At 43.2% G+C, this 11,860-nt stretch carries 10 protein-coding genes; 8 read left to right on the top strand and 2 right to left on the bottom strand.

Going from position 1 to position 11,860, the window contains the following annotated elements:
* The first annotated feature begins 107 nt into the window (after window positions 1-107).
* The 6 genes from ACFQ1M_RS17835 (at window position 108) to ACFQ1M_RS17810 (ending at window position 6,922) form a co-directional block, all read left to right on the top strand.
* Window positions 108-863 (top strand): O-methyltransferase, encoded by a 756-nt coding sequence (locus ACFQ1M_RS17835; RefSeq protein WP_386411046.1) that lies wholly within the window; start codon window positions 108-110, stop codon window positions 861-863.
* 96 nt (window positions 864-959) lie between these two features.
* A complete protein-coding gene (locus tag ACFQ1M_RS17830) occupies window positions 960-1,115 on the top strand; it encodes a hypothetical protein (RefSeq protein WP_386411043.1) in 156 nt (51 codons plus the stop codon).
* A 191-nt stretch (window positions 1,116-1,306) separates the two neighbouring features.
* Window positions 1,307-1,888 (top strand): cob(I)yrinic acid a,c-diamide adenosyltransferase, encoded by a 582-nt coding sequence (locus tag ACFQ1M_RS17825; RefSeq protein WP_386411040.1) that lies wholly within the window; start codon window positions 1,307-1,309, stop codon window positions 1,886-1,888.
* A gap of 146 nt (window positions 1,889-2,034) precedes the next feature.
* Window positions 2,035-2,256, top strand: a complete 222-nt coding sequence (locus ACFQ1M_RS17820; protein ID WP_386411037.1) for a DUF2795 domain-containing protein — start codon at window positions 2,035-2,037, stop codon at window positions 2,254-2,256.
* Between the two features lie 206 nt (window positions 2,257-2,462).
* Window positions 2,463-5,828 (top strand): preprotein translocase subunit SecA, encoded by a 3,366-nt coding sequence (gene secA, locus ACFQ1M_RS17815; protein ID WP_386411034.1) that lies wholly within the window; start codon window positions 2,463-2,465, stop codon window positions 5,826-5,828.
* A 446-nt stretch (window positions 5,829-6,274) separates the two neighbouring features.
* Window positions 6,275-6,922 (top strand): hypothetical protein, encoded by a 648-nt coding sequence (locus tag ACFQ1M_RS17810; protein ID WP_386411031.1) that lies wholly within the window; start codon window positions 6,275-6,277, stop codon window positions 6,920-6,922.
* Window positions 6,923-7,195: 273 nt separating this feature from the next.
* On the opposite strand, the gene ACFQ1M_RS17805 is transcribed toward ACFQ1M_RS17810, so the two are convergent.
* On the bottom strand, window positions 7,196-8,593 hold the full coding sequence (locus tag ACFQ1M_RS17805; protein WP_386411028.1) for a M20/M25/M40 family metallo-hydrolase: 1,398 nt from the start codon (window positions 8,591-8,593) through the stop codon (window positions 7,196-7,198).
* Between the two features lie 6 nt (window positions 8,594-8,599).
* Window positions 8,600-9,493 (bottom strand): PPK2 family polyphosphate kinase, encoded by an 894-nt coding sequence (locus ACFQ1M_RS17800; RefSeq protein WP_386411025.1) that lies wholly within the window; start codon window positions 9,491-9,493, stop codon window positions 8,600-8,602.
* 206 nt (window positions 9,494-9,699) lie between these two features.
* Here ACFQ1M_RS17800 and ACFQ1M_RS17795 point away from each other — a divergent pair, with 206 nt between their 5' ends.
* Window positions 9,700-10,890: a hypothetical protein gene (locus tag ACFQ1M_RS17795; RefSeq protein ID WP_386411022.1), complete on the top strand. Its 1,191-nt coding sequence runs from the start codon at window positions 9,700-9,702 to the stop codon at window positions 10,888-10,890.
* 130 nt (window positions 10,891-11,020) lie between these two features.
* Window positions 11,021-11,818 carry a hypothetical protein gene (locus ACFQ1M_RS17790; RefSeq protein ID WP_386411019.1) on the top strand — a complete coding sequence of 266 codons (798 nt, stop codon included), beginning with the start codon at window positions 11,021-11,023 and terminating at the stop codon, window positions 11,816-11,818.
* Window positions 11,819-11,860 lie beyond the last annotated feature (42 nt).

Here is an 11,860-nt window from a genome sequence, read left to right as displayed (position 1 = left end):
GTCGAGAACTGGTTGAAGGTTTTAGGTAACGTATTCAAAATCAAAAGAAGGTGCATCAAATACTAGCATATATAAAGTTTCTTTTCAAGTCCTCTAACCGACACGGAGTGCACTCCCCATTTATATACGATCTGGTCACTAAATGCTTCTACGATAAAACAACCTATGAAGCATATACCATCCTTGAAAAATATCGGCAGCATCTTCTGAACGATGAAGAGATCATTACCGTGACCGATTTTGGCTCTGGTTCCAGAGTTTTTAAATCTAACCAAAGAAAGGTGGCTGCCATTGCTAAAAACGCAGGGATTTCTCCAAAAAGAAGTCAGCTCTTGTATCGCTTGGTGAATTATTTTCAACCAAAGAATATTTTAGAAATAGGCACCTCTTTAGGCATCGCTTCATCGGCGATGAGCCTGGGCAATCCAAAAGCCAAGATCATCACTTTAGAAGGCTGCCCAGAGACCAGCAAGGTAGCCAAAGATGCTTTTGACACTTTCGGACTTCAAAATGTCGAATTGATCACCACTAAATTCGAAGACTTCTTCACCCATCACCCACAACCCAACACCCAACACCCAAAACCCAAAATCCATCACCCAACACCCACCTACGACCTCATCTACTTTGATGGGAATCACCAAAAGGAAGCGACCTTAGACTATTTCGACACCTTGCTACCAACCATTCATAATGATAGCGTATGGGTCTTTGACGACATTCACTGGTCAGCCGGCATGGAAGAGGCTTGGGAGAAGATAAAGGCACATCCTTCGGTAACGGTAACTATCGACTCTTTTTATTGGGGACTGGTCTTCTTCCGGAAAGAGCAGCGACGGCAAGACTTTGTGATCAGAGTTTGAAAAAAATATCGGCTGACCCATGTAGACGTTTAGCTGCAATTTGTTTGCACCTGAAAGAGGCTAAATGTGTATTTTTACACTACAAACTTTTACACCATGTCTATTTATTGGCTTCTGGCAATTCCGGTGCTCTTCATATTGGTCATCTGGAACAATAAAAACAACCAACACAAGCTTCGCAATCGGAAGGGAAGAAACTTTCGTCAAGGTTACTTTGAAAAGAAAAAAGAAAAAGACGAGTTCAACGATTGAAGGTTGTCAGTTCCCCGCCCGCCCGCCTGAATGACATCGTCGGGCGGGTATCGAACGGTACGTTCGGGCATGGAGTGTCCCGAGACTTCGGGATGTATCGAGAACTGGTTGAAGGTTGAAAGAAATTAAAAGATCCATTACTAGTGGAAAATAGCTATTAAATTTGGTCAGTAAAAAAAGAATACGAAAGAATGAAAATTTACACTAAAACAGGTGACAAGGGAACAACCGCACTTTTTGGTGGCACCCGCGTTCCAAAACATCATATCCGAATAGAAAGTTATGGTACGGTCGACGAATTGAACAGCCATATTGGACTTATACGAGACCAACGGATCGACCCGCGAAGCAAGGAAATCCTTATTCACATCCAAGACCGATTGTTCACCATTGGTGCCATTTTAGCGACGGACCCAGAAAAGGCCATCCTTAAAAGTGGAAAAAAACGATTGAATATTCCACTTATAGAAGAAGAGGATATCGAATTATTAGAAAAAGAAATGGATAAGATGAACGATGTACTACCTCCCATGACGCACTTTGTACTTCCTGGCGGACATACAACTGTGTCATTCTGTCATATCGCTCGTTGCGTGTGCCGAAGAGCTGAACGTTTGGCAACACAACTGTATGAAGAAGAGCCTTTTGACCAACGCACACTGCACTATCTAAATCGTCTTTCAGACTACCTTTTTGTCTTGGCACGGAAGTTGTCCAATGATTTGCAGGCCGAAGAGATCAAATGGGTGCCAAAAAAAATTGATGACCATTGAATTTGATCTCCCGAAAACCCTTAGCTGAAAATCAATTTTTTAGCGTGAAATTTAACGTTCTTAGAAATAATTTGCCATTATCGAATTTTTTACTTGACTTTCTCGGTTAAAAATTTATTTTTGCAAAAATTTAAATCAAGACAGCAATGTATTGGACTCTAGAATTAGCATCATATTTAAGCGATGCACCCTGGCCCGCTACAAAAGACGAGTTGATTGATTACGCCATAAGAACCGGAGCGCCACTAGAGGTGGTTGAAAACCTCCAATCTATTGAAGACGAAGGCGAGATCTACGAATCTATTGAAGAAATTTGGTCAGACTATCCAACAGATGAAGATTATCTTTGGAATGAAGATGAATATTAAATAAAAAATACCGCCACAGAAAAAGTCTCTTGAATGAGGCTTTTTTTATGTGCAAAAAATAAAAGGACTGCCTTATGCGGCAGTCGCCAGAAATAAACCATCGACCCTGTGACAGGGAAACTGAACTATCTAATAAAGCCTTGTTTTTAAAGGGCTCAATGAAGATATTTCATTACTTTTGAAGAACAAAATAATACAATACCACCATGAGTTTTATCAATTCGGTAATCAAAGCCTTTGTAGGCGATAAAGCCAAAAAGGACATCAAGGAATTACAACCCATCGTTGACCAGATAAAGACATTTGAATCCAGCCTTGAGAAACTGTCTCACGATGAATTGCGTGCAAAGACGGAAGAATTTAAAGCGGCCATCAAAGAAGGGAGAAAGGAGTTTGATGACCAGATCGGCGCGCTGAAAGCTGAAGCAGATAATGAGTCCGATATCGATCGCAAGGAAGAGATCTACACTGAAATAGACAAACTAGAAGAAGAAGCCTACGAAGCTTCCGAAAAAGTACTCAATGAAATCTTGCCCGAAGCCTTTGCTGTTATAAAGGAAACAGCCAAGCGATTCACGAATAATGAAACTATTGCGGTGACCGCCTCAACCTTCGATCGAGAGCTTTCTGGTAGCAAAGAGTACGTTACACTAGATGGTGAACAGGCCATTTGGGCAAATTCTTGGGATGCCGCTGGGAAAGAGGTCACTTGGGATATGATTCACTATGATGTGCAGTTGATCGGAGGTGCTGCGCTGCATCAAGGAAAGATCGCCGAGATGCAAACGGGTGAAGGAAAGACATTGGTGGCCACACTCCCAGTGTATTTGAATGCACTTACGGGAAATGGGGTTCACTTGGTGACCGTCAATGACTATCTTGCAAAACGAGATAGTGCATGGATGGCCCCTATTTTCGAATTTCACGGACTCAGCGTGGATTGTATCGATCACCACCGACCTAATTCTCAAGAAAGAAGAAAAGCCTATGAGGCAGATATTACCTACGGAACCAATAACGAGTTTGGTTTCGACTATCTGCGAGATAATATGGCGCACTCCCCAGAAGACCTTGTACAACGTAAACATAACTATGCCATCGTCGATGAGGTCGACTCCGTCTTAGTCGATGATGCACGTACGCCGCTGATCATCTCTGGTCCAATCCCTCAGGGAGATCGACACGAGTTTAACGAATTGAAGCCAAAAGTGGCCGATATCGTTACCAAACAACGCCAATATCTTACCGGCGTACTGGCCGAAGCTAAAAAATTGATCAAAGAGGGAGACACCAAAGAAGGAGGATTCTTATTGCTACGAGTGTATCGCGGACTTCCAAAGAACAAAGCCCTGATCAAATTCCTAAGTGAAGAAGGCGTAAAACAACTACTTCAAAAGACCGAAAATTTCTATATGCAAGACAACAATAGAGAGATGCATCAGATCGATGCCGAACTGTTGTTTGTCATCGAAGAAAAGAACAATCAGATCGAATTGACCGATAAGGGTATCGAATATCTTTCAGGAGATGATGATAAGGACTTTTTCGTCTTACCAGACATTGGCACGGAGATCGCCAAGATCGAGAATGAAGGTCTCGAACCCGAAAAGGAGGCAGAATTAAAAGAAGAACTTTTTAAGGACTTCAGTATCAAAAGCGAGCGTATCCATACGATGAATCAGCTTTTAAAGGCCTATACCCTATTCGAAAAAGATGTTGAATATGTGGTGATGGAAAATAAAGTGATGATCGTAGACGAGCAAACTGGTCGTATCATGGATGGACGCCGTTACTCGGATGGATTGCACCAAGCGATCGAGGCCAAGGAAAATGTAAAGATCGAGGCCGCCACCCAAACGTTTGCCACGATCACCTTACAGAATTACTTCAGGATGTACAGCAAACTCTCTGGGATGACGGGTACTGCAGTCACGGAGGCAGGAGAATTCTGGGAGATCTATAAGTTGGATGTGATGGAAATTCCAACCAACCGACCAATCGCACGTGATGATAAGCAAGATCTTATCTACAAGACGAAAAGGGAGAAATATAATGCGGTGATCGAAGATGTGGTAGAACTGTCCAATCAAGGACGCCCAGTACTGATCGGTACTACTTCCGTCGAAATCTCCGAATTGCTAGGGAAAATGCTTTCCATCCGGAAGATTCCACATAATGTACTAAATGCAAAGCTTCACAAAAGAGAAGCAGACATCGTTGCGGAAGCTGGGAAGCCAGGCCAAGTGACCATCGCGACCAACATGGCTGGTCGTGGTACCGACATTAAGCTTAGCGAAGAAGTAAAAAAAGCAGGTGGTTTGGCTATCATCGGTACGGAACGTCACGATTCGCGCCGTGTGGACCGTCAGCTAAGAGGTCGTTCTGGCCGTCAGGGAGATCCTGGAAGCTCTCAATTCTATGTGTCCTTAGAAGATAACTTGATGCGTCTCTTTGGTAGCGACCGTGTTGCCAAAATGATGGACCGCATGGGTCATAAAGAAGGCGAAGTCATCCAACATTCCATGATGACCAAATCTATCGAGCGCGCGCAGAAAAAAGTAGAGGAAAACAACTTTGGGGTTCGTAAACGCCTGCTGGAATACGATGATGTGATGAATGCCCAGCGAGAGGTAGTGTACAAACGTCGTCGTCATGCATTGCAAGGAGAACGTCTGAAGGTAGACATTGCCAATATGATCTACGATACGGCCGAAGTAATTGCAGACAGTAATAAAGGTGCAAACGACTATAAGAATTTTGAGTTCGAATTGATCCGCTATTTCTCTATCAGCTCACCCATCACCGAAGAGGAGTTTGGTAAGCTAAGCGAAGTAGAAATTGCCAACAAAGTTTATAAGGCAGCCTATGAGCATTACAACGAGAAGATGGAGCGTTCTGCCGCGACTGCGCTTCCCGTGATCAAGGACGTCTACGAGAATCAAGGAGATCGCTTCGAGCGTATCGTGGTGCCCTTTACCGATGGGGTAAGAACACTAAATGTCGTTACCAACCTAAAAGAGGCATACGAGAGCCAAGGGAAAAAATTGGTGACCGATTTTGAGAAGAACATCACCCTCGCCATTATCGATGAGACCTGGAAGACGCATTTACGTAAAATGGACGAACTAAAGCAATCGGTACAGTTGGCCGTTCACGAGCAGAAAGATCCTTTACTGATCTATAAATTTGAAGCTTTTGAGTTGTTCAAAGAGAATATAGACAAGATCAATAAAGAAGTGTTGTCCTTCCTCTTCAAAGGGGAATTGCCAGTACAAGAGGCGAGCACCATCCAACAAGCGAGAGATACTCGTAGAAAAGAAGATTACACCACCAGCAAAGAAGAAGTACTCAATAGCGACGAGCTAGCGGCTCAAAACCGCCGAGTAGGTGCTGGCGCTGGGGGAGGACGACCTCAAGTCACCGAGACCATCGTTAGAGAACGACCAAAGATCGGCCGTAACGAGCGCGTAACCATCAAAAATGTGATGAGTGGTGAAAACAAGACACTCAAATTCAAACAGGCAGAGCCCTTACTGGCCAAAGGCGAATGGGTGTTGACGGAGGAAGGCTGAAGGTTAACGGTAGAAGGTTGTCAGTTCGAGTGCGTCGAAGGCGTTTAGCGAGAACCATTTAAAAACTATAAGGATGACCGATAACGGATGACGGATGAAAATCAAACAAAATATAAGATGAATCGGCTGCCTCTGAAATGGAGGTGGCCTTTTTTTGTTGAAGCTGATAAGTGAGATCGAATCTAAGTGCTGCTTGAATTTCCATTGATCGCCATTCTCCTTCAGAAACAAATGTTTTGCACCAAAAGCGAAGTGTCCTTTGAAAGTCATCAAACTCGAATACACCCTTCCTGACAGGTAAATCTTGAGTCTTGGTTCTTTACTCTTTTTACTTTTCTCTTTGATCTTTTCCTTCTATACTAGCATCTTTTGTCTTGTTTCTACTAACTCATAGCCAGATTCCGTAGATAGATTGATAAAAATGATTATTTTTCGAAAAAATTGAAATGATACTTCGATCTCTTCTATGCTATATCCTCTGCGCTGCATCCTTTGCGATAGGGTTTTCGCAGGAAGATCTAAAAGAATGGACGGGGCTTAAAGATGCTGCCCATGATATCGGCTTTTGTGTGTTTCATTTGGACATGCCCTTCTGCGATGCCCATATCGAAGAATTGGAGCGTCGGCAGGAAGAAGCTGGAGAAGATACCGATGTGTACTATTTTTTAATGAAAGAAAAATGGGCCTCCAAGCGTATCATCGATTGGGCACAACGTTTTGAGCATGACGGAAAGGACGGGCTACTTCTCTTTGATATCCGGCAAAATCGGAGCCCAAAAAATAGCAAGCACTACGAGAAATCAAGCAACAATTTCATGTTATTTAGCCTGAAAGACAGTATTCAATTTGCCCCAGCGCGAAGGTTGAGCGAAGACAAGGTGATCGTCACAGTGCTGGCAGAAAAAGATGCGACCATCCTAGAAAATGTACTTTGGAGAGAATTTATGTCTGGTAGATTGGGACTGCTAAGCAAAAAGATACTGCTGCCGATTGCAACAGACGAAGAGGCCCATGTTAAATATGCGGCTTTTGTGGATGCGCTGCGAACATTTAAGAAAGCTGTGGCGAACGATTTCGTGCAAGACAAAAATTGAAGGCTTGCCTACCGCAGAGAACCAGAAGGTTGACCTAAAACAAAATATACACACAACCACATACCACATAGGCAGTGTCGATGTTGATGCTAAAAGCGCTAAATTTCAACTACGCACTCAACACTGCTTTCTACTTACTACTTACTGCTTACTGCCTGCTGACTACTGCCCACTGCCCACTGTGAACCGTCAAGCGTTTGACTCTTAAACAGTTCTCGATACACGCCTTCGGCGCACTCGAACTGACATACCATAAACTACCTACTAAAGAAACTACCCTTTGATCTTCTCTTCGAGTTCAGGCTGCGTCCCATATTTGTCAAACAGATACATCAATGAGGTCATCGTAGCCGCGCCGAGTTCCAGCTCCCGCTTGTTTACGGCATCAAAAGTATCATTAGCGGCATGATGATGGTCAAAATAACGTTGCGAATCGGGTCGCAGACCTGCCAGTACGATGTTCTCATCTTTTAATGGGCCGATATCAGCTCCACTTCCACCTTTGGCAAAATAATGGATCAGGTAAGGCTCAAACAATGGCTTCCAGCTTTGCACCTGGGCAAAGGCGGCATCCGAGCAATCAAAGGAAAAACCTCTGGGGGTAAAACCACCAGCATCACTCTCTAAGGCAAAAATGTGCTTTTCGCCTTTTTCCTTTGCTACCTCAGCATATTTTCTACCACCGCGAAGCCCATTCTCTTCATTCATAAACAATACCACACGAATGGTCCTCTTCGGCTTGTATCCTGTTTCTTTGAACAATCGCAGCACTTCCATACTTTGCACAACACCTGCCCCGTCATCATGAGAGCCATCACCTAGATCCCATGAATCTAGATGTCCGCCAACGACCATGACCTCGTTTGGAAATTCGCTTCCCTTGATCTCCCCTATCACATTATGAGATAATACATCGTCAAACTGCTGACAATTTTGTTTGAAATAAAACTGAAGTCTTGGATGCTCTTTAAGTTGCGCACTCAGCAGTGCTGCTCCCTTGGTACTGATCGCGGCTGCAGGAATCCTGTCTTTCACAGGAGTTTCTCCATAGGTCATCGAGCCTGTATGCGGATAATCATCCATACGTAAGTTCATCGATCTTACGATGACACCAACCGCACCGTACTTAGCAGCTTCCATCGCACCCGCGTAGCGCTGGTTTACACAACCACCATACGCGCTAAACGTACTGATCAAATTGGCCTGCATCGGGCGATTGTAAAAAACGATCTTTCCAGCTATTTTCTCCTTTCCTAAGGTCGCTAGCTCTTCAAAGTTCTGAACTTCGATCACACTGGCTTTAAGACCCGATGCCTTTGTGGCCACCGAACCTCCCAAGGCACAAATTGGCACAGCAGTCTTCTTCCCTCCTATCTGAAAGTACGCTTTTTCTGCCTCCCCACGGGTCCATTTTGGCACCATCACGGGCTGCAGCCAGACCTTATCCAGCCCTAACGCCCTTAGTTCTCTTTCTCCCCACTTTACAGCCATTTCGGCTTGTGGCGATCCTGATAATCGTCCACCAATATCATTGGATAACGCGTCGAGCCATTCATAGCTCTTTCCATTGAGTAAAGAAGCATCATAAAAAGACTTCACCCGTTCTTCATCTGATTTTTGGGCGAAGGCCAAGGTTGACGCCAAAAGGCAAATCGTGAAAATATTCTTCATAGGTCTTTATTTCTTTTTAGGCGCTTCCGATTCGAGTTGCGCAATATATTCATCCAAATGCTCCTTTATCTTTGCTTCCAATTCAGGTTCTTTGATATCATCGTACTCGCTGAGCTTTTCAAATAATATCTTAGCAACAAGATAGCGTGCTGTAGGTTTGTCATCCGCCGGAATCGTGTACCATGGCGCGTGAAGTTCACTTGTCTTATTGATAGCCTCTTCATAATATACTTGATACTTATCCCAAAGTGCTCGTTCTTTAAGATCGCCTGCTGAGAATTTCCAATTCTTGGATCTCTTGTGCAAACGCCTTAATAATCGTTGGCGCTGTTCTTCTTTAGAGATATGAAGATAGAATTTGAAGATGATCATCCCATTTTCGGCAATATGCTTCTCAAAGTCCCGGATCATCTGAAAGCGTTTTTCCCAAAACTCATCATTCACATCCTCTAGGCTATCTACTCCAGGAATGTTTTCTCCTAAAATATATTGAGGATGCACTCTCGTTACAAGCACATTCTCGTAATGGGTTCTATTGAAGACACCGAATTTCCCACGCGCGGGAAGAGCGATGTAATGCCTCCAAAGGAAATCGTGGCCCAATTCTAAGGGTGTTGGCACCTTAAAGCTATGAACTACCACGCCTCGAGCATTGATATCTTTAAAGACCTCTCTTATCAAGCTGTCTTTTCCAGCGGTATCCATTCCTTGAATACAGATCAATACGGCATATTTCCCGTGCGCATAGAGGGTGTTCTGCAAATCCCCTAATTGCACTCTCATCTTTTCTAATTCTTTTTCAATTTTCTTCCTGTCTGCATCAAGGTCCAAGGAGGTGTCGACATCTTTCAAAGTTATGGGTGCATCCACCCTGAATTTGGTGTATTTGACTTTTTTCATCTGTTGAAATTGCATTTTGCCAAACCCTAAGTACATCAAATATCATTCGTGATCAGGATTTGCAAAAAATTGAAGCCTAAAGATAGAAAAGATTACCATCATAATCCAAGACTGAAGAAGTTCGCTATCTTTACCCAAAAAAGATCACAGCAACGATTATCTAAATGCGCCATATTATTTCTCCGATTCGACTTTCGATATTTTTAATGCTATCATTAACTTTTCAAGGTCTTTTTAGCCAAGATCCGATCTTGCAGGATTCCACCTCCTTTAAAAATGGGATTTCAAAACCCACAACGCTAGCAACTCATCCTTTCGGAATCCTTTTTTACACGCTTCCACATAATTTTAAGTATCAGGCGGATCGCACATCGTCACTTGACCTTCAGTTAAGCAGTGGAAATATCTGGGGACAGCCTGTTACTGCCTACATCCCAACCAATGCCGATGATAGAGCACGAATGAAAGATATCGCTTTTTTTAGCCGTATTGCTTTCTTTGACCCTGAGAACAGTCCGTCGGAATCGTATACGTTTGAGTATGATGGTGTGGTCAAAGATCTTAGAATAGCACTGAACATTCCCCTGGCAAAGAAACAGGAGCTTCTCGTCACTGCACGGGCGTTCATGCTTACAGATGGTAGCTTTCCATATGCCACCATCACTGGCGACCAATTTATAGAAAGTTTCCATAGCAACATTGCAGGTGGTGAGGACCCCTTTGGCAGAAGGGTCTTGGGATTGGATAAGGCAGGTATAAAATACACCGATAGAGATGGAAATAGCCTCCACATCTCGAAGGATCAATTTGTTTTCTCTGGAATAGAAACAGCCTATTATTATTATCCAGAACTTTTGAGAGAAAAGAATATTCACCTCAACTTTGGAGCGCATTTAGGAACTAACCTCAGCAAGTATAATACTTCCGTCGACCTTGGAATGTCCATGGCGGGCGTTAAAACCTATCGTTTTAGCAAGAATAGAAGCATACTGGTCGGACTTGGACTGAACCTACTGAAAAAGGACATGATCTCTTTTGTAAATGATCAAACGGACCTGGGAACAAGCTCCTTCTTTGGAAGTCTGGAAACACAAATCGAATTCACGCGGAGAAACAGGAACGGCGGACATCATTCTTTGGGTATCAATTATCGTATTCAGACCCCTTACAATCAGAAGAAAGAGGAAGACTATTATGTGCCTTTTAATCCTGACCGAATTAAAAGATGGCATGAAGCTGCCCGACATTTGTACAAATACCCAAGTTACTGGTCTTTAGTATATTCCTTCACCAAAAAAGCTGAATTCTCCATCTATATCCAGCAAGACCTTTTAGTGAACAATGCACCCGATATTCAAACTGGCATAAAGTTTGCTCTACCTATCTTAAATTTCTAATTTATTGTTAAATTTTACACTAAATGCTTAGAAACAGCATAAAAATGGGCCTTAAGCCCCCATTTTTAGTGAGTTACATTTGGTTTTTAGCATTTTTATTGTAACATTGCAATGTCCTAAATTTTGTGTCATGAAAAAAATTACCCCGCTAATCGTAATGCTTTTGGCATTAGGTATCTCGTACGGTCAATCTTGTGAAAGTGCCTACGATGCATCAGTCTACGGTTACAATCACACCAAAAAATCTTTAGAGGCCAACAACATCGAGCATATGAAATACTATGTCGAAAGGGCTGTGAAATCTTTTACTGAGGTAAAGGCGATCACGGAACAATGTGGCTGCAAAAATGCGTTCAACGCTAGTTTCGACCTTTTAGAGCATGCCGATATGGCCATTGCCGCCGAAGAGTTTGAAAAAGGGCGTTACCATGCGAAAAAGATCAAAGAGCTCGCCATGAAAACCATGGAATCGTTAGAAATATGCATGTCTAACAATCCTGAGGATGACTTGGCCATGGCATCGGATAATCTGAAAGACCAGGAAGAGGCATTACTTGCTCAGCAACAAAAATTACTGGAGCAACAACGTCTGCTTCAAGAGAAGATGGAAGAGCAACGACGTCTCCAGGCGGATATAAGAGCTCAGAAAGAGCAAGAGTTGCAAGAGCAGCTTGTTGTGAAGAAGAAAATGGATTCGGCCTTGGAAAATCTCGAAAATGCCATTGCTGTGCTAGTCGACGCCATGGAATGCGACGAAGCCTATGATATCCTAGCTGATTATAGCAGAAGCTATGAAACCCTTGAAGGTGAGGCGCTAGAGGTGACCAAAGCCAGTTATGCAAAGAGTGCTTTACAGATTGTACGCAAAGCAATGGATAAGGTGCAAACCTGTAAGGAAGGCTCCTATTCTACCACACAGAATGACTAAAGACCAATAATTTCTGATATAAAAAACGTCTAGATATCCTCT

The organism is Sungkyunkwania multivorans (genome assembly GCF_042675645.1).
Lineage (GTDB): Bacteria > Bacteroidota > Bacteroidia > Flavobacteriales > Flavobacteriaceae > Sungkyunkwania > Sungkyunkwania multivorans.
Note: the sequence above shows the minus strand (reverse complement) of the source record. Positions and strands in the feature narration are given on the sequence as shown.

Coding starts and splice junctions, on each gene's coding strand:
- ACFQ1M_RS17830 (WP_386411043.1), top strand. CDS start 960: ATGTCTATTTATTGGCTTCTGGCAATTCCGGTGCTCTTCATATTGGTC.
- ACFQ1M_RS17825 (WP_386411040.1), top strand. CDS start 1,307: ATGAAAATTTACACTAAAACAGGTGACAAGGGAACAACCGCACTTTTT.
- ACFQ1M_RS17820 (WP_386411037.1), top strand. CDS start 2,035: ATGTATTGGACTCTAGAATTAGCATCATATTTAAGCGATGCACCCTGG.
- secA (WP_386411034.1), top strand. CDS start 2,463: ATGAGTTTTATCAATTCGGTAATCAAAGCCTTTGTAGGCGATAAAGCC.
- ACFQ1M_RS17810 (WP_386411031.1), top strand. CDS start 6,275: ATGATACTTCGATCTCTTCTATGCTATATCCTCTGCGCTGCATCCTTT.
- ACFQ1M_RS17805 (WP_386411028.1), bottom strand. CDS start 8,593: ATGAAGAATATTTTCACGATTTGCCTTTTGGCGTCAACCTTGGCCTTC.
- ACFQ1M_RS17800 (WP_386411025.1), bottom strand. CDS start 9,493: ATGAAAAAAGTCAAATACACCAAATTCAGGGTGGATGCACCCATAACT.
- ACFQ1M_RS17795 (WP_386411022.1), top strand. CDS start 9,700: ATGCTATCATTAACTTTTCAAGGTCTTTTTAGCCAAGATCCGATCTTG.
- ACFQ1M_RS17790 (WP_386411019.1), top strand. CDS start 11,021: ATGAAAAAAATTACCCCGCTAATCGTAATGCTTTTGGCATTAGGTATC.